This is a genomic window from Pseudogemmobacter blasticus (genome assembly GCF_003071405.1).
Classification (GTDB): Bacteria; Pseudomonadota; Alphaproteobacteria; order Rhodobacterales; family Rhodobacteraceae; genus Pseudogemmobacter; species Pseudogemmobacter blasticus.
Genome location: NZ_CP020470.1, coordinates 2,201,589 through 2,224,288, shown reverse-complemented (window position 1 = coordinate 2,224,288; position 22,700 = coordinate 2,201,589). Strand labels below are relative to the sequence as shown.

The window sequence follows — 22,700 nt, the reverse complement described above, 5'->3', positions numbered from 1 at the left end:
CCCCTTGGGTCTGTCGAACCTACAAAAGCGGGGCTGCGGCGAAAAGGCTTCATTCGCACCTTTTCAGGTTGATCCGCCGGGTCTATGACCCACGAATTCGCACACAGGATGGCCCCCTGATGACCCGTTCCAAGACCACGCCCGAAGAGGCGCTGCTGTATCATTTCGAACCGACCCCCGGAAAATACGAAATCGTCGCGTCAAAGCCGATGGCAACGCAGCGCGACCTGAGCCTGGCCTACAGCCCGGGCGTGGCGGTGCCGGTGCTGGCCATCGCCGAGCGGCCCGAGACGGCCTATGACTATACGGTCAAGGGCAACATGGTGGCGGTGGTGTCGAACGGAACCGCCATTCTGGGGCTGGGCAATCTGGGCGCGCTGGCAGGCAAGCCGGTGATGGAAGGCAAGGCGGTGCTGTTCAAGCGGTTCGCCGATGTGAACGCCATCGACATCGAGCTGAACACCGAAGACCCGGACGAAATCATCAAGGCCGTCCACCTGATGAGCTGCACCTTCGGCGGCATCAATCTTGAAGACATCAAGGCGCCCGAGTGCTTCATCATCGAAAGCCGGCTCAAGGAAATCTGCGACATTCCGGTGTTTCACGATGATCAGCACGGCACCGCGGTGATCTGCGCGGCCGGCATGATCAACGCGCTGGAGATCACCGGCAAGAAGATCGAGGATTGCCGGATCGTGCTGAACGGCGCGGGGGCGGCGGGCATTGCCTGCCTGGAACTTCTGAAATCCATGGGCGCGCGGCATGAAAACTGCATCATGTGCGATACCAAGGGCGTCATCTGGCAGGGCCGCACCGATGGCATGAACCAGTGGAAATCGGCCCATGCGGTGAAAACCGACCTGCGCACGCTGGAAGAGGCGATGGTTGGCGCCGATGTGTTCCTGGGCGTCAGCGCCAAGGGGGCCGTGACGCCCGAAATGGTGCGCAGCATGGCGGAAAACCCGGTGATCTTTGCCATGGCGAACCCCGACCCGGAAATCACCCCGGAAGAGGCTCATGCCGTGCGGGCCGATGCCATCGTGGCAACCGGGCGCAGCGATTACCCCAACCAGGTGAACAACGTTCTGGGCTTTCCCTACCTGTTCCGTGGGGCGCTGGACATTCACGCCCGTGCCATCAACGACGAGATGAAGATCGCCTGCGCCCGCGCGCTGGCCGCCCTGGCGCGGCAGGACGTGCCGGATGAGGTGGCCATGGCCTATGGCCGCAAGCTGAGCTTTGGCCGGGATTACATCATTCCCACGCCGTTCGATCCGCGGCTGATCTACACCATTCCGCCCGCCGTGGCGAAGGCGGGCATGGATACCGGCGTGGCCCGCCGCCCGATCATCGACATGAAGGCCTATGAAGCCGGGCTGAAGGCCCGGATGGACCCGACCGCGACGCTGTTGCAGGGCATCCATGCCCGCGCGCGGCAGGCGCAGGCCCGGATGATCTTTGCCGAAGGCGACGATCCGCGCGTGCTGCGGGCGGCCGTGGCCTGGCAGCGCAGCGGTCTGGGCAAGGCGCTGGTGGTGGGCCGCGATCAGGATGTGAAGGACAAACTTGAATCGGTCGGCCTGGGCGATGCCGTGCGCGAGCTTGAGATCGTCAACGCCGGCAATTCCCGCCACCTCGATGCCTACAAGGACTTTCTCTATCAGCGCCTGCAACGGCAGGGCCATGACCGGGAAGACATTCACCGGCTGGCGGCGCGTGACCGGCATGTCTTCGCCTCGCTCATGCTGGCGCATGGGCACGGGGACGGGCTGGTGACGGGCGCCACGCGCAAGTCGGCCCATGTGCTGAACCTGATCAACACCGTTTTCGACGCGTCGGCCACGGCCGGGGCGGTGGGGGTGACGGCCTTGCTGCACAAGGGGCGGATCGTGCTGATCGCCGACACGCTGGTGCATGAATGGCCGGATGAGGAAGATCTGGCGACCATCGCCACCAAGGCCGCCGGCGTGGCCCAGAACCTTGGGCTGGAACCGCGGGTGGCCTTTGTCAGCTTCTCGACCTTCGGCTATCCGGTCAGCGAACGCGCCACCAAGATGCACCGCGCCTGTTCCGTGCTGGAAAAGCGCGGCGTCAGCTTTGAATTCGATGGCGAGATGACGGTGGACGTGGCGCTGAACATGCAGCGAATGGCGGCCTATCCGTTCTGCCGGCTGACGGGCCCCGCGAACATTCTTGTGGTACCGGCGCGGCACTCGGCCTCGATCTCGGTCAAGCTGATGCAGGAAATGGCGGGGGCCACCGTGATCGGGCCAATCCTTACCGGCGTGACCAAGCCGATCCAGATCTGTTCGACCGGGGCCACGGTGAACGACATCCTGAACATGGCCGTGATGGCCGCCTGCAAGGTGGGGTAGGCGGCCGTTTCGTCAGGCTAGAAGCGATAGTTCAGGCCAACCTTCACGCTGGTGTGGCTGGGGGTTGCCTCTGTGGTGACGGGGCCGAAGGTGCGGGTTTCCTTGCCCAGGCTGATGTATTCCAGCTCGCCCGTCAGCGACCAGTCGGTATTGATCGCCTTCTCGACGCCAAGCCCGGCGATATAGCCGGTCGTCTTGTAGTCGGCGGCCTGACCGTTCAGCCGGTAATCGATGCTGGCGCGTGCAACGCCAAGGGTTCCAAAGATCAGCAGGTCATTTTCGGTGACAAAGCCGGTCTTGAAGCGAAGGGCCAGAAGGTCCGTTACCGTGGATTCGCCGGTATAGGCCACCCCATCGACCACGCCGCTTGCGCTGTCGGAAATGTCTGCGGCGGTGAAGCCCAGTTCCGGGCCGAACACCAGCCCGCCGCGCTGCCAGCGATAGCCGATCCGAAGCCCGGCCTCTGCGCCCGAAACCGAGATGTCACCGGCATCTCCCAGCAGGGTGCCGCTGATCGCATCGCGGATGCCAAGCCGGTCATCGCCATTGAAGCCATAGCCAAGTGTGGCGCCGGCATAGAGCCCGGCCCAGTCTTCTGCGGGCGCGGCCACGGGGGCGGCGGGTTCGGGTGCGGTGGCAAGACCGCCTGCAAAGGCAGGCGTCAGACCGCAGGCGATCACGACAAGAGGCTGGGCAATCTGTTTCAGGAAAAGCATGGCCATGTCCTCTTCCGGTTGCATCGCGGAATGGTAACACGACTTTATCTTGTGGAGAACCAACAAAAAAGCGCGCACATCCCGCGATGTGCGCGCCTTGATTTCAGCCGCCGAAACGCGGCGCGGGCCGATCAGAACCGATAGTTCAGACCAACCTTGACGTTGGTGTAGGACGGAGTCGCCTGAGTCGAGATATCCTCGAAAATGCGCTCTTCCTTGCCAAGGCCGACATATTCCAGTTCGCCGGTCAGCGACCAGTCGGTGCTCAGCATCTTTTCAACGCCCAGACCCAGGATGTAGCCCGTGGTCTTGTAGTCGCCGACAAGGCCATTCAGCCGATAGTCAACATCCGCACGGCCGACGCCAAGGGTGCCGAAAACCATCAGGTCGGGCTGGGCGACATAGCCGGTCTTCAGGCGCAGGGCGAGCAGGCTGTTGACCTGGGATTCGCCGGTGTATTCGACATTCGCGACGGTCGCCGTCACGGTGTCCGAAATATCGCCGCCTTCGTAGCCCAGTTCCGGCCCGATTACCCAATTGCCGGTCTGCCAACGATAGCCGATCCGCAGGCCGGCATTCGCGCCGGAAACCTTCAGGTTGTCGGCATCGCCAAGGAATTCGCCGCTGGCCACATCGCGGATGCCAAGACGGTCATCGCCGTTGAAGGCATAACCAAGCGTGGCACCGACGTAGAGGCCCGACCAGGCTTCAACTTCGGCGGGGGTTTCCGGCACCGGGGTGATCACCGGCTCCATCACAGGCTCAGCCATACCGCCGGCCATCACAGGGGCAGCGGCCGAGACCAGAAGAGCAGCGGTGAGGGGGAGGAGGGAGATGGAACGTTTCATCTTGTCGCACTCACTAAACAGAAATTCATACGCGCTGAGGTAGAGGGTCATCCCCAAGAAAACAAGACCGCAGGCCAACGCCTGCGGATTCCGGCCCATCAAAGGTGACACATATGCAACGGTTGCCGGGCCACCAAGCGGGGCCCGGCTGCAAGCGCAAGGTTCAGCCGAACCGTGCGTTGCGCGTTGCGATCAGCTTCAGACGCAGGGCGTTCAGGCGGATGAACCCTTCGGCATCCTTCTGGTCATAGGCGCCGGCGTCTTCTTCAAACGTGACGTGCTTTTCGCTGTAAAGCGAATGGTCCGACCAGCGGGCCACGGTGCGGGCGCTGCCCTTGTACAGCTTCACCCGGACCGTGCCGGTCACATGTTCCTGCGTCTTGTCGATCAGGGCTTGCAGCGCCTCACGCTCGGGGCTGAACCAGAAGCCGTTGTAGATCAGCTCGGCATAGCGCGGCATGATACTGTCTTTCAGGTGGCCCGCGCCGCTGTCCAGCGTGATCTGTTCAATCCCGCGATGCGCCTCAAGAAGGATGGTGCCGCCGGGGGTTTCGTAAACGCCGCGCGACTTCATCCCGACGAAGCGGTTTTCCACCAGGTCCAGAATCCCCACGCCATGCTTGCCGCCCAGTTCGTTCAGCCGGGTCAGAATGGTGGCGGGCGACAAGCGTTCGCCGTTGATCGCCACGGCATCGCCCTTTTCGAAGGTGATTTCCACCATCTCGGCCTGATCGGGGGCCTGTTCCGGCGGCACCACGCGCTGCAGAACGTAATCGGGGAATTCCTCGGCCGGATTCTCCAGCACGCGCCCTTCCGACGAGGTGTGCAGCAGGTTCGCATCCACGCTGAACGGCGCTTCGCCGCGCTTGTCCTTGGCGATCGGAATCTGGTTCGCCTCGGCAAATTCCAGCAGCCGGGTGCGGCTGGTCAGATCCCACAGCCGCCAGGGCGCGATGACCTTGATCGCGGGGTCCAGCGCGGCGGCGGACAGTTCGAAGCGAACCTGATCGTTGCCCTTGCCGGTGGCGCCATGGGCCACGGCATCGGCGCCGGTTTCATGGGCAATGCGCACCAGATGCTGGCTGATCAGCGGGCGCGCGATCGAGGTGCCCAGCAGATACAGCCCTTCATACAGCGCATTGGCGCGGAACATCGGGAACACGAAGTCGCGGACAAATTCTTCGCGCACATCGACGATGTGAATGTTCTCGGGCTTGATGCCCATAAGCTCGGCCTTCTTGCGGGCTGGCTCCAGCTCTTCGCCCTGGCCCAGATCGGCGGTGAAGGTCACCACTTCACAGCCATATTCGGTCTGCAGCCATTTCAGGATGATCGAGGTATCGAGGCCGCCCGAATAGGCGAGGACGACTTTCTTCGGCTTCAGCATCTGCCGCTCCTGCACTGAATTCTTGCCTGCGCGTCTATTGGGTTTCGGCCCGGCAAACAAGACCAGTTGGCCCCGCCGGCGGGGCGCTGTAGGGTCGCCCGCATGACCGATTTTCCCAGCCTTGCCCGCGCCGCCACCGAAGCCATCCGTGACCTGTTCCCGGAAACCCCGTTGCAACGCAACGAACACCTGTCCGCGCGCTATCAGGCCGATATCTGGCTGAAGCGCGAGGATCTGACGCCGGTGCGCAGCTACAAGCTGCGTGGTGCCTTCAACGCCATGCGCAAGGTGCGGGCGAAAAACCCGGGGCAGGGGCAGTTCGTTTGCGCCAGTGCGGGCAACCACGCGCAGGGCGTGGCCTTTGCCTGCCGGCATTTCGGCGTGCAGGGCACGATCTTCATGCCGGTGACAACCCCGCAGCAGAAAATCGACAAGACCCGTATCTTCGGCGGGCCGAATGTCACGGTGGAACTGACAGGCGACTATTTCGACCAGACGCTGGCCGCCGCGCAAAGCTGGTGCCATGAGCGGGGCGCGCATTTCCTGGCCCCGTTCGACGACCCCGACGTGATCGAAGGGCAGGCCAGCGTGGCGGTGGAAATGCTGCAACAGCTTGGCCGCGCCCCCGATGTGGTGGTGCTGCCGGTGGGCGGTGGCGGTCTGGCCTCGGGCGTGACGGGATACTTGCGCGATGTGGCGCCCGACACGCGGTTCCAGTTCGTCGAACCGCTGGGCGGGGCCAGCCTGATGGCGGCGCTGGAACACGGCGGCCCGGTCAAGCTGCCACGTGTGAACAGCTTTGTCGATGGCGCGGCCGTGGCCCGGCTGGGCGATCTGACCTGGCGCCGGCTGGATTGGGTGCGTCCCGAACAGGTGCATCTGGCGCCGGAAGACCGGGTCTGTGTGACCATGCTTGAAATGCTGAACGTCGAAGGCATCGTGCTGGAACCGGCAGGTGCGCTGTCGGTGAACATCTTGCCCGAGATTGCGTCGCAGATCCGGGGCAAGACGGTGGTCTGCGTCACCTCGGGCGGCAACTTCGATTTTGAGCGGTTGCCGGAAGTGAAGGAACGCGCACAGCGCTACGCCGGGCTGAAGAAATACTTCATCCTGCGAATGCCGCAGCGGCCGGGCGCATTGCGCGAATTCCTGTCGATGCTGGGCCCGGAAGACGACATCGCCCGCTTTGAATACCTGAAGAAATCGGCGCGGAACTTCGGCTCGGTCCTGATCGGGATCGAAACCAAGAGGGCCGAGAACTTTGCCCATTTCACCGGCCGGATGGACGCCGCAGATTTCAGCTATCGCGACATCACCAATGACGAAGCGCTGGCCGAATTCCTGATCTAGGCGGCACTGCCCTGGGCCAGTGCGCCCAGAAAGCGGCGTTTCGAAGCCTCATACAGGCTGGCGACGCGGGGCAGGTTGACCTGATTTCCCCGGCCCGCAGCGGCCAGCTTTTCGCCCGACTGGCACAGCATGGCCAGATCGGAAAGGCCAAGGTTCAGCGCGCTGCCCTTCAGGAAATGCAGATCAGCCTCAAGCCCGGCGGATTGGCCGGCGGCAATGCGGCGGACAACATCATCCGCCTCTTCCAGAAACACGGTGACAACCTCGGCCAGATCGTCATCGCCGATCTCGCCGCGCAATTCGTTCAGTCTGTCCCAGTCGATCATGGCATCCCCTGCCCGCACACCCCGCGCCAAGGCTTCCATCTGTCGATTAACAAGCGGTAAGCCCGCGCAGGCCGGACGCGGGCAATTTTACGCTTCACCGCCGCTTAACCTGCCGCCGCCACTGTCGGCCGTGAAACAGCAGCGGACAGCAGATGGCGCAGGATCAGAACCCAAGGCGGCAGGGCCACCTGGCCAGCGAAACCCCCGGTCTGCCGGCGCGGGTGCTGGTGGTGGATGACAGCCGCGCGCAGCGGCAGCTTCTGGCCATGTACCTGCGCCGCTGGGGGTATGAGGTGATGCAATCCGCCTCGGCCGAAGAGGCGCTGGCGCTGTGTTCAGCGGTTGCCGTTGATGTTGTGATCAGCGACTGGATGATGCCCGGCATGACCGGCGTGGAGTTCTGCAAACGATTCCGGGCGCTTCCGCGCGACGGATACGGGTATTTCATCCTGCTCACCTCAAAATCCGAAACATCGGAAATCGCCGATGGTCTGGAAGCCGGGGCCGATGATTTCGTTCCCAAGCCCGTGAGCAGCGAGGAGTTGCGGGCCCGGCTGCGGGCCGGGATGCGGATCATCTCGATGCAGGCGGAACTGGTGGAAAAGAACCGTGTGGTCGCCCAGACCCTGGAAGAATTGCAGCGGCTGTATGATTCGCTGGACCGTGATCTGATCGAGGCGCGGAAGCTGCAACAGACGCTGGTGCGCGACAGGTTCCGCGATTTCGGCCGGGCCACGGTCAGCCTGATGATCCGGTCCGCGGGCCGGGTGGGGGGTGATCTGGTCGGCTGCTTCGCGCTGGATGATCGGCGGATCGCCGTCTATTCGGTTGATGTCTCGGGGCATGGCGTGGCCTCGGCCATGATGACGGCGCGGCTGGCGGGCTATCTGTCCGGCGCGTCGCCCGACCAGAACCTTGCCTTTCAGGCGCTGCCAGATGGCGGGCGGGCGGTGCGGTCGCCGGCGCGGCTGATGGCTGAATTCAACCGCCTGATGCTGGAAGAGCTGCAGGTCGAACAGTACTTCACCATGGCCTATGCCGAGCTGGATCTGGAAACCGGGGTGGCGCGGCTGGCGCAGGCGGGGCATCCGCATCCGGTGCTGTTGCGCGCCGATGGCGGGGTTGAGCGTGTCGGTGCCGGCGGCCTGCCGGTGGGGCTGATTTCCGGCGCGGGGTATGAGGATACCCAAGTGACCCTGCGGCCGGGCGACCGGCTGTTCCTGATGTCGGACGGCATCACCGAATGTCCCGGCAAGGGCGGTGCCGAACTGGGGGAAGACGGGCTTGCACAGATGCTGGCGCGTCTGGCCGATCTGGACGGTCCGGCGCTGCTGGAATCGCTGGTCTGGGATCTGGCCCGCCACGCGGGCACCGACCGGCTGCCGGATGATGTGTCAGGCCTGATCCTGCTGTTTCGCGATCAGCCCAGCAGTCCCGCCAGCATGGCCCGATCACCGGGGGTGGACAGCACGCCCACCGCCTGATGCGCCGGCAGCCAGACGGCGGTATGCCCGGCCTCGGTCGGCGGGCCCCGGCGCAGCACGGGATGCGCCAGGTAGATCGTGCATACCTTTTCTGCCCACAGGTCATACTCTGGCATGTACGTAAAGCGTCGGTAGGTGCCCAGGCGGCGATCAATGCGGATCGACCAGCCGGTTTCCTCAAACACCTCGCGGTGCAGGGCGGCGATGGGGTGTTCGCCCTTGTCGATGCCGCCGCCGGGAAGCTGGTATTCTGGAATCGGCTCTGCCTGATGGGTGGCCAGCAACTGATCGCCGTCCAGCAGGATGGCATAGACACCGGGGCGGCGGCGGTATCTTTGCCCCGGACGAACCGGCTCACCATAACGACGGATCATAGGGGGCCTCTTGGTGCGGAAGGTCGGTGCCTCTATATAGCCACGGATTGCCAGACATGGCCGTGCAAGGAAACCCCCCGATGACGCTTGGCGCACAACTCGCCTGGGACGATACCGTCCTGCCGTTCCAGCTTGACCAGTCCGGTATTCGCGGACGGGTGGCCCGCCTTGACGGGGTGCTGGAGCAGGTTCTGAAACAGCATGACTACCCGCCGCTGATCGAGGCGCTGGTGGCCGAGGCGGCGCTGCTGACCGCGCTGATCGGTCAGGCGATCAAGCTGCGCTGGAAACTGAGCCTGCAGATTCGCGGTAACGGCCCGGCCCGGCTGATTGCGACCGATTACTATGGCCCGCAGGCCGATGGTGAACCGGCCCGCATCCGCGCCTATGCCAGCTATGACGCCGAGGCGCTGGATCTGACCGCCCAGCCGTTCAGCCAGATCGGGGCCGGCTATCTGGCGGTGATGCTGGATCAGGGCGAAGGCATGGTGCCCTATCAGGGCTTTACCCCCATTGCCGGGGGCAGCCTTTCTGCCTGTGCAGAGACGTATTTTGCCCAGTCCGAGCAGATTCCGACCCGGTTTTCGCTGAGCTTCGGCCAAAGCACCGAACCCGGCCGCGTCTCGCACTGGCGGGGCGGTGGGGTGATGCTGCAGCACATGCCGCAGACGGGGGGCGTTGCCGCGGAAGGCGGTTCGGGCGAGGGCGGGCTGCTGACACATGCCGACATCCTGTCGGGCGCGGCGTCGGAAGACTGGAACCGCGCCAACCTGCTGCTGGATACGGTTGAAGAGATGGAGCTGATCGGCCCGACGGTGGCGCCGACCGAACTGCTGGTGCGGCTGTTCCATGAAGAAGGGCCGCGCGTGTTCGATGCGCAGCCGGTCCGGTTTGGCTGTTCCTGTTCGGAAGACAAGGTGCGTAACACCATGTCGATCTACAGCCAGAAGGACATTGCCAAGATGACGGCGGCGCATGGCATGGTGACGGCCGATTGCCAGTTCTGCGGCGCGCATTACGAGCTGGACCCCAAGACGCTGGGCTTTGAGGGCAAGAATGGATGACGAAGCCCGCCTGCGCCGTGCCTTGGCACGCCCCGCGGGCGAATCGTCCGACTTTGACCTGAACCCCGCCATCCGCCTGCCTGAAGGCCGCAAGTTGCGGCCCGCGGCGGTGCTGGTGGCGGTGCAGCCCGTTCCGCAGGGCGCGCGGCTGATCCTGACCAAGCGCGCGTCGCATCTGAAGCACCACCCGGGGCAGATTTCCCTGCCCGGCGGCAAGCAGGACCAGACCGACGCCAGCCTTGAAGCCACTGCCCTGCGGGAAGCCCGGGAAGAGGTGGCGCTGCCCCCCGACGCGGTTGAAATCCTTGGCGCCCTGCCGGCGCATGAAACGGTGACCGGCTTCAGGGTAACGCCGATCCTTGCGCTGGTGCGGCAGCCCTTCACCCCGGCGCCTGAGCCGGGTGAAGTTGAAGAGGTGTTCTCGGTTCCGCTGGCGCATGTGCTGGACCGCAGCCGCTATGCCATCGAAGGGCGGCGTTGGCAGGGGCAGGTGCGGCGCTACTATGCGGTGCCCTGGGGGCCGTATTACATCTGGGGCGCCACGGCGCGCATCCTGCGCGGGCTGGCAGAGCGGGCGGCGGAATGAAGGTAGCGGGCGACTGGCTGGCGCATGAGGGGACGCAGGCGCTGTGCACGGCGCTGGAAACCGTTGGTCACCGGGCGCTGTTCGTTGGCGGCTGCGTGCGCAATGCGCTGCTGGGCGTGCCGGTGGCCGATGTGGACATTGCCACCGATGCGCGGCCTGAAACAGTGTCTGTTATTGCGGAAAAGGCCGGATTTCGGGTTGTGCCGACCGGCATTGACCACGGCACGGTGACGATCATCGCCAAGGGCGTGCCGCATGAGGTAACGACCTTCCGCCGCGATGTGGAAACCGACGGGCGGCGCGCGGTGGTGGCCTTTTCGACCCGGATCGAGGAAGACGCCGCCCGGCGCGATTTCACCATGAACGCGCTTTATGCTGATCGCAGCGGGGCGGTGATTGATCCGCTTGGTGGCTTGCCTGACCTGCGGGCGCGGCTGGTCCGGTTTGTCGGCGACGCCGAAGCGCGGATCAGGGAAGACTATCTGCGCATCCTGCGGTTCTTCCGGTTTCACGCGCAATATGGCGACCCCGATCAGGGCCTGGATGCCGAGGGGCTGGCGGCCTGTGCGGCCCTTTCCGCAGGAATAGAGACGCTTTCGCGCGAACGGATCGGGGCAGAGATGCGCAAGCTGCTGGCCGCGCCCGACCCGGCGCCTTCGGTTGCGGCGATGGCGGCGGCGGGCGTGCTGGCGCAGGTTCTGCCGGGGGCCGACCCGCGGATGCTGGCGCCGCTGGTGCATCTGGAGGGGTCAGAGCCGATCCGCTGGCTGCGGCGGCTGGCGGTGCTGGGGGGCGAGGATGTGACCGAGGCGCTGCGTCTGTCGCGGGCCGAGGCGCGCGATCTGGCGGCCTTGCGCGCGGCGCTTAGCGGCACGGACGGACCGGCGGCGCTGGGCTGGCGTCTGGGGGCGGATGGCGGGGCCGATGCCGTGCTGGCGCGGGCGGCAAGCCTTGGGGTGCCGCCGCCGGACGGATGGCAGGCCGAGGTGGCGCGCGGGGCAATCGCGCGGTTTCCGGTCAGCGCCGCCGATCTGGCACCACTGGCGGGCGCGGCTTTGGGGCGCCGGCTGAAAGAGCTGGAAAGCCAATGGCTTGCGGGTGGTCTGCGCGCTGGAAAGAACGATCTGCTGCGCTGACCCTGCCGGTGCGCGCCGCTTTCGGCGTGACAAGCCGGAAAATCCGCGCTACGACTTCAGCGAGCAAACAGAAGGAAAGCGACATGGAGAACGGGAATAACCGAAACCTGACCTGACAGGTTCGAAACCCGTTCGGGCGGCCTGTCTTTCGCCGCCAAGCCATTCCATGTTTGCTGAAGTTCTGGAGCTTCCCCCATGTTTTCCTTCTTTGAAAACCTCGTGGACCCTTATGGTCCTTACGAGCAGACCGATACCCCGCCACGCAAGCTGTGGCCCTTTCTGGCCGAATACATGCGCCCGTTCCGCAAGGTTTTTGCGGTTACGGCTGTGCTGTCGGTTGTGGCGGCCTTCGCCGATGTGGCGCTGCTGTGGTATCTGGGCCGGCTGATCGACCTGATGGCGGCCACCGGGCCGGCGGCGTTTCTGGCCGACCACGGGGTCGAGGTGGGGCTGGTCGCGCTGGCGGTGCTGGTGCTGCGGCCGATGATCCTGGTTGGCAACGTGGCGCTGCTGCACAACACCATTCTGCCGAACTTCGGCACGATGATCCGCTGGCGGTCGCACCGCCATGTGATCCGTCAGCCCGTTGGCTGGTTCGAGGGTGATTTCGCCGGGCGGATTGCCAACCGGATCATGCAGACGCCGCCCGCGGCGGGCGATGCGGTGTTCCAGACCTTTGATGCCATGGCCTTTGCAAGCGTCACGGTGATTGGCGCCGGCATCATGCTTGCCGATGCCGACCCCCGGCTTCTGCTGCCGCTGGTGATCTGGTTCCTGCTCTATGGCGCATTGGTGCGCTGGACGGTGCGGCGCGCCGGTCCGGCGTCGAAGGCCAGCTCGGATGCGCGGTCGGCGGTGACGGGGCGGGTGGTGGATGCCTATTCCAACATCCATTCGGTCAAGCTCTTCGCGCATCACGATCAGGAACTGGCCTATGCGAAAGAGGCCATCGAACATGCCCGCAGCACCTTTGCGCAGGAAATGCGGATCGTCACCAAGATGGATCTGGCGCTGACGCTGCTGAACGGCTTTCTGATCGTTTCGGTCACCGGCTGGGCGGTGGCGCTTTGGGTGCAGGGATCGGCCACGGCGGGCACGGTGGCGGCGGCGACGGCGCTGGTGCTGCGGCTGAACAACATGACCTACTGGATCATGTGGGCGTTTACCTCGCTGGTGCAGGCGCTGGGTGTTGTGCAGGAAGGGATGGAAACCATCGCCCAGCCGGTGACGCTGGTCGATGCCCCGCAGGCGAAACGGCTGGATTTCCAGAAGGGCAAGGTCGAGATTCAGGGCGTCAGCCACCATTATGGCCGTGGGTCCGGCGGGTTGCAGGACGTGTCGCTGACCGTGCGGCCGGGCGAGAAGATCGGGCTGATCGGCCGGTCGGGGGCGGGCAAGTCGACCTTGGTCAAGCTGATGCTGCGGTTCTACGACTGCGAAAGCGGCCGCATCCTGATTGACGGGCAGGACATCGCGCACGTCACGCAGGAAAGCCTGCGCTTGCAGATCGGCATGGTGCAGCAGGATTCGTCGCTGATGCACCGTTCCGTGCGCGAGAACATCCTGTATGGCCGCCCCGATGCCGGCGAAGAGGCGATGATTGCGGCGGCGAAGCAGGCCGAAGCGCATGATTTCATTCTGACGCTGGAAGATCCCGAAGGACGCAAGGGCTATGACGCGCATGTGGGCGAACGCGGGGTCAAGCTGTCTGGCGGGCAGCGGCAGCGGGTGGCACTGGCGCGGGTAATCCTGAAGGACGCACCGATCCTGATTCTGGACGAGGCGACTTCGGCCCTGGACAGCGAAGCCGAGGCGGCCATCCAGGAGGCGCTTTACGGCGTGATGGAGGGCAAGACGGTGATCGCGATCGCGCACCGGCTTTCGACCATCGCGGCGATGGACCGGATTGTCGTGCTGGATGGCGGCCATATTGCCGAGGAAGGCAAGCACGCCGAGCTTCTGGCGAAGAACGGGCTTTACGCGCGGTTCTGGGCGCGGCAGTCGGGTGGTTTCCTGGGCGAAGACGCCGAAGAGGCCGCGGAGTGAGACGGACAGAATGAGATTGGGACCAAGCATCGCCCCCTTTGCCCGGGCCACGGAAAACCCGCCCGGGCAGATGGGGCCCTTCTTCCGTTGGGCCCTGCGCGGGGCCTGGCCCGGCATCCTGTGGGCGACGTTCTGGTCGGCAATGGCCGGGTCGCTGGAGGCGGTGTCGGCCACGCTGCTGGGCATGGTGATCGACGCGGCGAATTCCGCTGAACCCGCGCAGGTGTTCGGCCTGCATGGCACGCTGTTCATCGGGTTTGCGCTGTTCTACCTGATCGCGCGGCCGCTGGTGTTCGGGCTGAACACCAGCGCCACCTCGATCACCATCGAGCCGAACCTGTTTCCGCTGATCCTGTCGCGGCTGCACCGCTGGACCATTGGGCAGGCGGTGACGTTCTTCGACAACGATTTTGCCGGCCGCATCGCGCAAAAGCAGATGCAGACGGCGCGGGCGGCGACCGACGTGGTTTCGGGCTGCGTGGAAACGGTGGCCTTCGGCCTGGCCTCGGTGCTGGGATCGGTGGCGCTGATGGCGGCGATTTCGGGCTGGGCCACGGCGGGGCTGGTGATCTGGGTGATCGCCTATATCGCCTTCATCCGCGGCTTTCTGCGCAAGGTGCGCAAGGCCAGCGGGGCGCGGGCGGCGGCGCGGGCCATGGTGGCGGGGCAGATCGTGGATACCGTCACCAACATGAAGACGGTGAAGCTGTTTGCCTCATCCGGGCATGAGGACCGGGTGGCGCTGGAGGCGATGGAGGGCTTTCGCGACAGCGCGATCAGCTATGGCATCGTGTCTTCATGGTTCCGGTTCTGGCTGATGCTGCTGGCGGGCACGCTGCCAGTGGCGCTGGTGGGCACCACGGTCTGGCTGTATTCGCATGGCCAGGCCAGCGCGGGCGGAATTGCCGCGGCGGGGGCAATCTCGTTCCGGCTGGCGCAGATGACCGGCTGGGTGTCGTTCAGCCTGATGTCGATCTTCGGCAATCTGGGCGAGGTCGAGGATGGCATCCGCACACTGACCGCGCCCTATACGCTGGCCGATGCGCCGGATGCGACCGAGTTGCCGCGCGTGCGGGGCGAAATCCGCATGGAAGGCGTCAGTTTTGCCTATGGCCGCAAGACCGGCGACGGGCATGGCGGCGTGGACGGCCTGACGCTGACCGTTCAGCCGGGCGAAAAGATCGGCATCGTCGGTGCTTCGGGGGCGGGGAAATCGACGCTCGTCTCGCTGTTGCTGCGGCTTTACGATCCTGAAAAGGGCCGGGTGCTGATTGATGGCATTGATGTGCGCGGCGTCACGCAGGAAAGCCTGCGGCGGCAGATCGGGATGGTCACGCAGGAAACCGCGATGTTCAACCGATCAGCCCGCGAGAACATTCTTTATGGCCGCCCCGATGCCACCGAGGCCGAGCTGTTTGCCGCCGCCGAAGCGGCCGAGGCGCATGAATTCATCTTGCGGATGCGCGATCATCAGGGGCGCAGCGGATATGAGGCGCATCTGGGCGAGCGCGGGGTGAAACTGTCTGGCGGGCAACGGCAGCGCATCGCGCTGGCGCGGGCCTTCCTGAAGGATGCGCCGATTCTGGTGCTGGATGAGGCGACATCGGCCCTGGACAGCGAGGTTGAGGCCAGCATCCAGACCGCCTTGCAGCGGGTGATGCAGGGCAAGACGGTGCTGGCGATTGCGCACCGGCTGTCGACCATTGCGGAGATGGACCGGATCGTCGTGCTGGATGCGGGCCGGATCGTGGAACAGGGCAGCCATGCCGAATTGCTGGCGCAGGGCGGGCTTTATGCGCGCTACTGGCAGCGGCAGTCGGGGGGCTTCATCGGCACCGATGACGAGGCGGAGGCGGCTGAGTGAGGATTACCGTCGAACGGTTGGGCCATCTGGGCGATGGGGTTGCGCCGGGGCCTGATGGCCCGATCTTCGCGGCGGGCCTGTTGCCCGGCGAGGTGGCCGAAGGCGAATTGCGCGGTGACCGGCTTGAGGAGGTGCGGATCGTCACCCCCAGTCCCGACCGCGTGCGCCCGCCCTGCGCTCATGCCCGCAGTTGCGGTGGCTGCCAGTTGCAGCATGTCTCGGACAGTTTTCTGGCCGGGTGGAAACAGGGCGTTGTGGCGCAGGCGCTGGCCCAGCAGGGGCTGGCGGCGCCGTTTCGCGGGCCGGTGCTGACATCGCCCCCGGCGTCGCGGCGGCGGGCCACGCTGTCGGGGCGGCGCACCAAGGGCGGCGTGTTGATGGGGTTCCATGCCCGGGGTCGCGATCTGGTGATTCCGGTGCCGCAGTGCCGGTTGCTGCACCCTGACCTGATGGCCGGTCTTCCCGCGCTTGAGGCGCTGGTGTCCCTTGGCGGATCGCGCAGCGCCGAGGTGCAACTGACGGTGACGCGCAGCCTGGGCGGGCTGGATGTGGCCGTCAGCGGCGGCAAGCCGGCCGATGCCGCGCTGCGGATGGACCTTGCGCGGCTGGCCGAACAATTCGCGCTGGCCCGGCTGACCTGGGAAGGCGAGACGGTTGCCCTGCGGGCCGAGCCGATGGTGCAGGTGGGGGCCGCGCGGGTTGCGCTGCCGCCGGGCGCGTTCCTGCAGGCGACCGAGGCCGGGGAATCGGCGCTGGTCGCCGCGGTGCAAGAGGCGGTGGGTCCGGCCCGGCGGGTGGCCGATCTGTTCTGCGGCCTGGGCACCTTTTCCCTGCCGCTGGCCGCCCGGGCCGAGGTTCACGCGGTGGAAGGCGACGCTGGCCTGACGGCCGCGCTGGACCGCGCCGCCCGCCTGACGCCGGGGCTGAAACGGATCACCGTCGAAACGCGCGACCTGTTCCGCCGCCCGCTGGAAGCGGATGAGATGAAGGGGCTGGACGCGGTGGTGATCGACCCGCCGCGGGCCGGGGCCGAGGCGCAGGCGGCGCGGCTGGCGGCCAGCACCGTGCCGGTGATTGCCATGGTGTCCTGCAACCCGGCCACCTTTGCCCGCGATGCGCGAACGCTGACCGAAGCCGGCTACCGTCTGGACTGGGTGCAGGTGGTGGACCAGTTCCGCTGGTCGGTGCATGTCGAGCTGGCCGCACGCTTTTCCCGCCAATAACACATCCGTGAGTCGCCCTTGTTTCTGATCGCTGGATCGGACCCGGGTTTTCGGTTAAGACCGGAAAAAAGAGCAGGCGGAAACGAGTATGCGGGCGTTCAAGATCATTGTGGTCCTGCTGGTCCTTGTCGGACTGGCGGGCTGTGGAAGTTCGAAGTTCAAGCGGTACAACGGCCCCGAGGTGACCTCGGTCCAAGTGCACAAGGGAGAGCGCAAGATGTATCTCCTGCACAATGACAAGGTGCTGAAAAGCTATGACATCGGGCTGGGTTTTGCGCCGGTCGGGCACAAGCAGTTCGAAGGCGACGGCAAGACGCCGGAAGGCACCTATTACATCAGCCACAAGAACCCGAACTCGGAATATCACCTGTCGCTGCGGGTATCATATCCGAACGAGGCCGACCGGGCCTATGCCAAGAGCATGAACAAGTTGCCGGGCGGCGACATCTTCATTCATGGCGGGCCGAAACGGAAAGTTGACCGGCGCGACTGGACGGCGGGCTGTGTGGCCGTGACCGACAAGCAGATCGAGGTCATCTATTCGATGATCAAGCCGGGAACGCCGATCCACATCCTGCCCTGATCGCGGGCGCAGGCCCTTGACGGCAGCCCCGCCGGCCATACGATCCGGCGGGAAATCCGGGTGTCGTGGAGCACGAGTTATGGATGACGAGACCCGGTTCCCCCGGGTGGACGGCCCCTCTTACCTGGCCTTTCTGGATGCCGTTCACCGGGTCATGGCCTTTGGCTGTTATCTGGAAATCGGATGCCGGACAGGGCGCACCATCGCGCCCGTCCGCGGCCCGACGATCGCTGTCGATCCGTTCTTCAAGGTTGAAAGCAATGTGATCGGCCCGAAGCCCAGCCTGTTGTTGTTCCAGCAGAAAAGCGATGATTTCTTCGCCTCGCGCGTGCTTGAGAAGCTGGGAATTCGCGTATCCTTCGCGTTCCTCGACGGGCTGCACCTGTTCGAATACCTGCTGCGCGATTTCATCAATACCGAGGCGCACAGCCGCCCCGAAGGCGTGATCGCCCTGCATGACTGCGTGCCCTTCGGCGAAGGGATGCTGACCCGCGATCTGGAAAACCTGCCGCGCGGCGCCTGGACGGGGGATGTCTGGAAGCTGATCCCGATCCTGCAACACTACCGGCCCGATCTGAAGATCACGGTGCTGAACTGCCAGCCCACCGGGCTTGTGCTGATTTCCGGGCTGGACCCGGTGAACACGGTGCTGCGGCAGGCCTATGACCGCATCATTGCCGACTGGACGGATGTGGATCTTGTGCCCTACGGGCTTGACCGGTTCTTCGGCAGCTTCGCCCTGACCGACGCCCGGTCTTATGCCAAGGCGGGCTTTCCCGATTTCAGGCGCGTTGCACGGCGACCGGACACGTTGAAAACCCCCGTGCCGGTCAGCCCCTGATCTTGCGGCGGCGGATCAGCCGCCGGTGACCATCGTCCACCAGATCTTGCCGTTGCTTTCCTGGAACCAGGCAAAGCCCAGATCGCGGGCGGCGGGGTCCAGAATCACGGCGCGGGTGTCGGCCTGGGCCATCCAGGCGGACAGGGTTTCCAGTTCGGTCTGGTAGGTTTCCGAAATCAGCTCGCCCATCAGGCGGCCGGTGTAGCCCACCCGCTGCACCCGCACGAGCGGCGAAGAGCCATCGGAACCGAAGTGCCAGGGGCGGTTCTGCACCGACATGTCGCGCGAATGGGTTTCGGCGGCGGCGTTGAGCTGGGGGTTCAGCGCCATCGCCTGCAGGCCCTTGGCCGACCGCAGCGCGTTCACGCCATCCAGCAGGCGATAGGGGATTTCGGCCGCGACCGCGGGGGTGATCTGATAGACGCGGGGCAGCGGCTTGCCGTCCGCGCCCAGTTGCGCGCCGCCTCCGCCCGACACACAGCCGGCAACCAGCAGGGCGGGAGCCATCAGGACAAGGGCGCGTCTGTTCATGTCATTTCACCAGCTATTGGGGGCCCCGGACGGGCAAATTGCGCCCTCCCTTTAGCGAAAGCCCCGGCAACAGGCAAACCCAAGTCTGCGTGAACTTGCGGGTTGACGGGTCTTTGATTTGCGACTTTCTGCCGGAAGGAGTAACTTCCCGCCAAATCCGATGTGTCAGGAGTGTATGATGACTGCCGAAAGGCTTCCGCGCAGAGCGTTTCTTGGGGCCGCCGCTGCCCTTGGGACTGGTCTGCTGACCGTTCCGGCCCGCGCCCAGGACGGCACCACCGAATTCGCGCCGCCCGCGTCCAGCACGATCCGCAACAATATCTCAAGTTTCCGGATGCTGGACTGGAAGCAGTACTTCGACAACACCAAGAAGGGCGCGATTCTGGTGGATATCACCTCGCGCGCGCTGCATTTCTGGTCGGAAGATCAGTCGGTTTACCGGCTGTATCCCACCTCGGTGCCGCTGTCGGAAGACCTGACGCGCCGTGGCCGGACCGAGGTGGTGCAGAAGGTGGTGAACCCGCCGTGGCGCCCGACGCCTTCGATGAAGGAACGCAATCCCGAATGGCCCGATGTGGTTGAAGGCGGTGCGCCGGATAACCCGCTTGGCACTCGCGCGATGTATCTGAGCTGGACCTATTACCGAATCCACGGAACGCACGATACCCGCAAGATCGGCCGGAAATCATCGAACGGTTGTATCGGCCTGTACAATGAACACGTCGAAGAACTGTACGACATGGTGAAGATCGGGACGCAAGTGTTGCTAATTTGACAATACCTTCGCCGGCGAAGCTGCAACGAAACAAGCCGGATTGCAAAATTTCGTTGCGGCTGCTTAGAGGGCGTTACGAGGAAAAAATTGGGTGCATACCGTCGCCTCTGCAATCTCGATGGTGTGCCGTAACTGGAGGCTAACATGAAGAAACTCGCGCTCGCCGCTGTGCTCTCGGCCGCTGCTACGTCGTCGTTCGCTGGCGGCATGGTTGAGCCGGTGATGGAACCGGAAGTCGTCAAGGCTCAGACCTCGTCGTCGGCCGGCGGCATCATCATCCCGCTGCTGCTGCTCGTTCTGGTGGCTGCTGCTGCTTCGAACTGATTTCGGTCTGACCGAAGAAAAGGCGGCAGCCTAGCTGCCGCCTTTGTCATTTCTGCAGGGTCGATTCAGCGTCGGTTCTGACCTGGGCCGCGCGGGGCCTGCTTCAGCGGCGCAGCCAGCCGGACAGGTTGTCCTCGATCACGGCGACCAGGGCCGAGATATGGGCGGCATCGTCGTTCAGGCAGGGAATGTATGTGAATTCCTTGCCGCCCGCGTGTTCAAAACTTTCGCGGATCTCGCCGTTGATCTCTTCCAGCGTTTCGATGCAGTCGGCCGAGAAGGCCGGTGCGATCACGGCAATGTGCTGTTTGCCCTGACGGGCCAGCTCGGCCACATGATCCACCGTATAGGGTTTCAGCCATTCTTCCGGGCCGAACACCGACTGGAAGGTGGTGTTGATCATTTCGGGCGCCCAACCCAGCCGTTCGCGCAACAGCCGCGTGGTCTTGGCGCATTGGCAATGGTAGGGGTCACCCTCCATCAGATAGCGCTTCGGCATCCCGTGGTAGCTGGCCACCAGAACATCGGGCTTGCGTTCAAGGCTGTTCCAAGCGCGTTCAACCGACTGGGCCAGCGCGTCGATGTAAAGCGGATGGTCGAAGTATTCCGGCACGGTCCGCACCGCCGGCTGCCGTTTTTCCTGCATCAGCGCACGGAAGAACTGGTCATTCGCGGTGGCCGAGGTCGCGCCGGCGTAATGCGGATACAGCGGGAAGAACACGATCTTCTCGCAGCCCGCATCAACCATCGCGCGCACCTTTGATTCGGTGGACGGGTTGCCGTAGCGCATACAGAAATCGACCATCACATCGGCCCCGTGCCGCGCGGCCATCGCTTCGGCAATCCGGGCGGTCTGCGCCTTGGTGATGGTCATCAACGGGCTTTCGTTCAGCTCGTGATTCCAGATTTCCTGGTAGTTGTGCCCCGAGGAGAACGGCCGCTTGGACAGGATCACCAGTTGCAGCAGCGGCTGCCACTTCCAGCTTGGGTAGTCGATGACCCGCTTGTCCGAGAGAAACTCGTTCAGGTAGCGCCGCATCGACCAGTAGTCATAGCCATCGGGCGTGCCCAGGTTGGCCAGCAAGACCCCGATCCGTGGCCGCCGCACCGGCGGGTGGTCTGCGGGGGCGTGGGCCAGCCGCCCCTGACCCGCCGCGAGGAAGCCGTCGCCGTTCCCGTTCGGGGGCAGGGCGTCCTTGGCTTCGCGGGAATCCGGCATGATGTCGCTTTCTTAGGGGGCGCAGTCCTAGCGGAGATAAAGGGTTATGCGCCGGGGTCAACCGTCCTGAGACGATGTGGGCAACGGACGCTCGGTCACATTCAGGGCATCGGCCAAGCGTTGGGCAGCCGATCCGGGGCGCAAGGGTTGTTGCTGGCTTTCGTGCGGGGCCCACCCGGTAAGGCAGACGATTTCGAAGGTGGCGGTAATGCGGCCACCTTCGGCCGGGAAGCTGCGCGCCAGGATTTCCGCCGCCCGAAGAAAGACGGCGCGGCGTGTCGGGCGGCGCAGGCGGGCGGCAAGGGCGTTGGTTTCCCCCATGGCGCGCAGGTCGGCGGCCAGATGGAACAGGTCACGATACTGCACGATGCGGGTAAAGCTGTCGGCCACCGGCAGGGCCAGACCTGCCCGCTGCACCAGCGCCCCCAGATCGCGGATGTCGCCCATGGGCACCACGCGCGGCGATAGGCCGCCCGACACCTCGGCCTCGGCCTCGGCCAGCGCGCTGCGCAGTTCGTGCAGGGTGCGGCCGCCGAACATCAGCCCGATGAACAGGCCATCGGGGCGCAGGGCGCGGCGGCACTGGATGATCTGGCCCAGCGGATCATCCGCCCAGTGCAGCGCCAGCGCATGAACCACCAGATCTTGCGTCGCGGGGGCCAGATCCAGCACCTCGGCATCTTCGACCACGCGCGCCTGCGGCAGGGCCGTCTGCCACAGGGCCGGAAAACCCGTCACCACGCTGGCGGACGTAAAGGTCCTGTTAACCAGTTCCAGCCTTTCCTGAACCTCGGCAACCGCCTCGTCCTGCAGGAACAGGGCCGGTTCAGGCGACCGCAGCGCACGGGTGCGGGCGCGCAGCAGGGCCGGTCGGTCGGTCAGCGGGGGGTGGGCCATGGGTGTGATCTTTGGGGGCAGACCGGCATGATGCAAGCCTTGATCCATGCGCTTTACCCGCCGCAGTGCATGACCTGCAAGGCGCTGGTGGCCACAGACTTCGGCCTTTGCGGCGATTGCTGGCGCACAACGCCCTTCATCACCGGGCTTGCCTGCCGGAAATGCGGCGCGCCCCTGCCCGGCGACCCGGAGGACACCGCGCTTTGCGACGATTGTCTGCAGATCGCCCGCCCGTGGGAGGCAGGGCGCGCCGCCATGCTGTATCAGGACAATGCGCGCAAGATTGTGCTGGCCTTGAAACATGGCGACCAGATGGAAATGGCGCGTCCCGCCGGCGATTGGCTGGCGCGGGCGGCGCAACCCTTGCTGCGGCCCGGGATGGTGCCGGTGCCGCTGCACTGGCTGCGGATGCTGCGGCGCAAATACAACCAGTCGGCCCTGTTGTCGGCGGCGCTGGCCCGTGCAACCGGGCTCGAGCATTGCCCGGACGCTCTGATCCGACAGCGCAACACCGGCAGTCAGGAAGGCCGCAGCCGGGATGCCCGCTTTGCCAGCCTGCAAGGCGCCTTTGCCGTTCACCCGCGCCGGGCGGCCCGGATTGCCGGGCACCCTGTCCTGCTGGTCGATGATGTGATGACCTCGGGCGCGACTTTCGCCGCTGCGACCGAAGGGTTGATGGCCGGCGGCGCGGCCTCTGTTTCGGTTGTGTCACTGGCACGCGTTGCGAAGCAGGCCTAAATCCCTATAGTCC

Annotated in this window: 22 protein-coding genes; 14 read left to right on the top strand and 8 right to left on the bottom strand. The window is 65.0% G+C overall.

Features of this window, described 5'->3' with window-relative positions; genetic code table 11:
* Nucleotides 1–119 precede the first annotated feature (119 nt).
* The gene (locus B6K69_RS10865) at nt 120–2,375 is read left to right on the top strand and encodes an NADP-dependent malic enzyme (protein WP_108643794.1); all 2,256 of its coding nucleotides are present in this window, start codon (nt 120–122) and stop codon (nt 2,373–2,375) included.
* A gap of 17 nt (nt 2,376–2,392) precedes the next feature.
* On the opposite strand, the gene B6K69_RS10860 is transcribed toward B6K69_RS10865, so the two are convergent.
* From B6K69_RS10860 to B6K69_RS10850, 3 genes are all read right to left on the bottom strand, one after another.
* Complete coding sequence (locus B6K69_RS10860; protein WP_108644897.1) at nt 2,393–3,097, bottom strand: outer membrane protein; 705 nt, start codon at nt 3,095–3,097, stop codon at nt 2,393–2,395.
* Between the two features lie 125 nt (nt 3,098–3,222).
* A complete protein-coding gene (locus B6K69_RS10855; RefSeq protein ID WP_228156714.1) occupies nt 3,223–3,861 on the bottom strand; it encodes an outer membrane protein in 639 nt (212 codons plus the stop codon).
* A gap of 241 nt (nt 3,862–4,102) precedes the next feature.
* Entirely contained in the window at nt 4,103–5,326 is a 1,224-nt protein-coding gene (locus B6K69_RS10850; RefSeq protein ID WP_108643792.1) for an argininosuccinate synthase, read from the bottom strand.
* A 102-nt stretch (nt 5,327–5,428) separates the two neighbouring features.
* Between B6K69_RS10850 and ilvA the strand changes: the two genes are divergently transcribed.
* Nucleotides 5,429–6,676, top strand: coding sequence for a threonine ammonia-lyase IlvA (gene ilvA, locus B6K69_RS10845; protein ID WP_108643791.1), 1,248 nt, complete (start codon nt 5,429–5,431; stop codon nt 6,674–6,676).
* On the opposite strand, the gene B6K69_RS10840 is transcribed toward ilvA, so the two are convergent.
* On the bottom strand, nt 6,673–7,002 hold the full coding sequence (locus B6K69_RS10840) for an Hpt domain-containing protein (RefSeq protein WP_107671663.1): 330 nt from the start codon (nt 7,000–7,002) through the stop codon (nt 6,673–6,675). The genes ilvA and B6K69_RS10840 overlap by 4 nt on opposite strands.
* A 152-nt stretch (nt 7,003–7,154) precedes the next feature.
* Between B6K69_RS10840 and B6K69_RS10835 the strand changes: the two genes are divergently transcribed.
* Complete coding sequence (locus B6K69_RS10835) at nt 7,155–8,486, top strand: PP2C family protein-serine/threonine phosphatase (protein WP_108643790.1); 1,332 nt, start codon at nt 7,155–7,157, stop codon at nt 8,484–8,486.
* Here B6K69_RS10835 and B6K69_RS10830 read toward each other — a convergent pair.
* A complete protein-coding gene (locus tag B6K69_RS10830) occupies nt 8,423–8,860 on the bottom strand; it encodes an NUDIX hydrolase (RefSeq protein WP_108643789.1) in 438 nt (145 codons plus the stop codon). The two genes, B6K69_RS10835 and B6K69_RS10830, sit on opposite strands and share 64 nt — an antisense overlap.
* An 80-nt stretch (nt 8,861–8,940) precedes the next feature.
* Between B6K69_RS10830 and hslO the strand changes: the two genes are divergently transcribed.
* The 8 genes from hslO (at nt 8,941) to B6K69_RS10790 (ending at nt 18,203) form a co-directional block, all read left to right on the top strand.
* Nucleotides 8,941–9,924: an Hsp33 family molecular chaperone HslO gene (hslO, locus tag B6K69_RS10825; RefSeq protein WP_108643788.1), complete on the top strand. Its 984-nt coding sequence runs from the start codon at nt 8,941–8,943 to the stop codon at nt 9,922–9,924.
* Nucleotides 9,917–10,510 (top strand): CoA pyrophosphatase, encoded by a 594-nt coding sequence (locus tag B6K69_RS10820; RefSeq protein ID WP_108643787.1) that lies wholly within the window; start codon nt 9,917–9,919, stop codon nt 10,508–10,510. The genes hslO and B6K69_RS10820 overlap by 8 nt, the downstream gene beginning before the upstream one ends.
* Complete coding sequence (locus B6K69_RS10815; protein ID WP_108643786.1) at nt 10,507–11,646, top strand: CCA tRNA nucleotidyltransferase; 1,140 nt, start codon at nt 10,507–10,509, stop codon at nt 11,644–11,646. Before B6K69_RS10820 ends, B6K69_RS10815 begins: the two co-directional genes overlap by 4 nt.
* A 195-nt stretch (nt 11,647–11,841) precedes the next feature.
* Nucleotides 11,842–13,692, top strand: coding sequence for an ABC transporter ATP-binding protein (locus B6K69_RS10810; RefSeq protein WP_108643785.1), 1,851 nt, complete (start codon nt 11,842–11,844; stop codon nt 13,690–13,692).
* Nucleotides 13,693–13,702: 10 nt separating this feature from the next.
* A complete protein-coding gene (locus B6K69_RS10805; RefSeq protein ID WP_108643784.1) occupies nt 13,703–15,556 on the top strand; it encodes an ABC transporter ATP-binding protein in 1,854 nt (617 codons plus the stop codon).
* Entirely contained in the window at nt 15,553–16,779 is a 1,227-nt protein-coding gene (locus B6K69_RS10800) for a class I SAM-dependent RNA methyltransferase (RefSeq protein WP_108643783.1), read from the top strand. The genes B6K69_RS10805 and B6K69_RS10800 overlap by 4 nt, the downstream gene beginning before the upstream one ends.
* Before the next feature lie 88 nt (nt 16,780–16,867).
* Entirely contained in the window at nt 16,868–17,362 is a 495-nt protein-coding gene (locus B6K69_RS10795) for a L,D-transpeptidase family protein (protein ID WP_107671672.1), read from the top strand.
* A gap of 79 nt (nt 17,363–17,441) precedes the next feature.
* Nucleotides 17,442–18,203 (top strand): class I SAM-dependent methyltransferase, encoded by a 762-nt coding sequence (locus B6K69_RS10790; protein WP_108643782.1) that lies wholly within the window; start codon nt 17,442–17,444, stop codon nt 18,201–18,203.
* Nucleotides 18,204–18,218: 15 nt separating this feature from the next.
* On the opposite strand, the gene dalA is transcribed toward B6K69_RS10790, so the two are convergent.
* Complete coding sequence (dalA, locus tag B6K69_RS10785; RefSeq protein WP_235822473.1) at nt 18,219–18,710, bottom strand: divisome-associated lipoprotein DalA; 492 nt, start codon at nt 18,708–18,710, stop codon at nt 18,219–18,221.
* Between the two features lie 202 nt (nt 18,711–18,912).
* On the opposite strand from dalA, the gene B6K69_RS10780 reads away from it, so the two are divergent.
* Both B6K69_RS10780 and B6K69_RS10775 read left to right on the top strand, forming a co-directional pair.
* On the top strand, nt 18,913–19,509 hold the full coding sequence (locus B6K69_RS10780) for a L,D-transpeptidase (protein ID WP_164681940.1): 597 nt from the start codon (nt 18,913–18,915) through the stop codon (nt 19,507–19,509).
* A 144-nt stretch (nt 19,510–19,653) separates the two neighbouring features.
* Complete coding sequence (locus B6K69_RS10775) at nt 19,654–19,833, top strand: hypothetical protein (protein ID WP_107671675.1); 180 nt, start codon at nt 19,654–19,656, stop codon at nt 19,831–19,833.
* Between the two features lie 103 nt (nt 19,834–19,936).
* On the opposite strand, the gene hemH is transcribed toward B6K69_RS10775, so the two are convergent.
* A complete protein-coding gene (gene hemH / locus B6K69_RS10770) occupies nt 19,937–21,052 on the bottom strand; it encodes a ferrochelatase (protein WP_108643781.1) in 1,116 nt (371 codons plus the stop codon).
* Nucleotides 21,053–21,109: 57 nt separating this feature from the next.
* Nucleotides 21,110–21,949 carry a methyltransferase domain-containing protein gene (locus B6K69_RS10765; protein ID WP_108643780.1) on the bottom strand — a complete coding sequence of 280 codons (840 nt, stop codon included), beginning with the start codon at nt 21,947–21,949 and terminating at the stop codon, nt 21,110–21,112.
* 30 nt (nt 21,950–21,979) lie between these two features.
* Between B6K69_RS10765 and B6K69_RS10760 the strand changes: the two genes are divergently transcribed.
* Nucleotides 21,980–22,687: a ComF family protein gene (locus B6K69_RS10760; protein WP_108644896.1), complete on the top strand. Its 708-nt coding sequence runs from the start codon at nt 21,980–21,982 to the stop codon at nt 22,685–22,687.
* The last annotated feature ends 13 nt before the right edge of the window (nt 22,688–22,700 follow it).

Coding starts and splice junctions, on each gene's coding strand:
- B6K69_RS10865 (WP_108643794.1), top strand. CDS start 120: ATGACCCGTTCCAAGACCACGCCCGAAGAGGCGCTGCTGTATCATTTC.
- B6K69_RS10860 (WP_108644897.1), bottom strand. CDS start 3,097: ATGGCCATGCTTTTCCTGAAACAGATTGCCCAGCCTCTTGTCGTGATC.
- B6K69_RS10855 (WP_228156714.1), bottom strand. CDS start 3,861: ATGGCTGAGCCTGTGATGGAGCCGGTGATCACCCCGGTGCCGGAAACC.
- B6K69_RS10850 (WP_108643792.1), bottom strand. CDS start 5,326: ATGCTGAAGCCGAAGAAAGTCGTCCTCGCCTATTCGGGCGGCCTCGAT.
- ilvA (WP_108643791.1), top strand. CDS start 5,429: ATGACCGATTTTCCCAGCCTTGCCCGCGCCGCCACCGAAGCCATCCGT.
- B6K69_RS10840 (WP_107671663.1), bottom strand. CDS start 7,002: ATGATCGACTGGGACAGACTGAACGAATTGCGCGGCGAGATCGGCGAT.
- B6K69_RS10835 (WP_108643790.1), top strand. CDS start 7,155: ATGGCGCAGGATCAGAACCCAAGGCGGCAGGGCCACCTGGCCAGCGAA.
- B6K69_RS10830 (WP_108643789.1), bottom strand. CDS start 8,860: ATGATCCGTCGTTATGGTGAGCCGGTTCGTCCGGGGCAAAGATACCGC.
- hslO (WP_108643788.1), top strand. CDS start 8,941: ATGACGCTTGGCGCACAACTCGCCTGGGACGATACCGTCCTGCCGTTC.
- B6K69_RS10820 (WP_108643787.1), top strand. CDS start 9,917: ATGGATGACGAAGCCCGCCTGCGCCGTGCCTTGGCACGCCCCGCGGGC.
- B6K69_RS10815 (WP_108643786.1), top strand. CDS start 10,507: ATGAAGGTAGCGGGCGACTGGCTGGCGCATGAGGGGACGCAGGCGCTG.
- B6K69_RS10810 (WP_108643785.1), top strand. CDS start 11,842: ATGTTTTCCTTCTTTGAAAACCTCGTGGACCCTTATGGTCCTTACGAG.
- B6K69_RS10805 (WP_108643784.1), top strand. CDS start 13,703: ATGAGATTGGGACCAAGCATCGCCCCCTTTGCCCGGGCCACGGAAAAC.
- B6K69_RS10795 (WP_107671672.1), top strand. CDS start 16,868: ATGCGGGCGTTCAAGATCATTGTGGTCCTGCTGGTCCTTGTCGGACTG.
- B6K69_RS10790 (WP_108643782.1), top strand. CDS start 17,442: ATGGATGACGAGACCCGGTTCCCCCGGGTGGACGGCCCCTCTTACCTG.
- dalA (WP_235822473.1), bottom strand. CDS start 18,710: ATGGCTCCCGCCCTGCTGGTTGCCGGCTGTGTGTCGGGCGGAGGCGGC.
- B6K69_RS10780 (WP_164681940.1), top strand. CDS start 18,913: ATGACTGCCGAAAGGCTTCCGCGCAGAGCGTTTCTTGGGGCCGCCGCT.
- B6K69_RS10775 (WP_107671675.1), top strand. CDS start 19,654: ATGAAGAAACTCGCGCTCGCCGCTGTGCTCTCGGCCGCTGCTACGTCG.
- hemH (WP_108643781.1), bottom strand. CDS start 21,052: ATGCCGGATTCCCGCGAAGCCAAGGACGCCCTGCCCCCGAACGGGAAC.
- B6K69_RS10765 (WP_108643780.1), bottom strand. CDS start 21,949: ATGGCCCACCCCCCGCTGACCGACCGACCGGCCCTGCTGCGCGCCCGC.
- B6K69_RS10760 (WP_108644896.1), top strand. CDS start 21,980: ATGCAAGCCTTGATCCATGCGCTTTACCCGCCGCAGTGCATGACCTGC.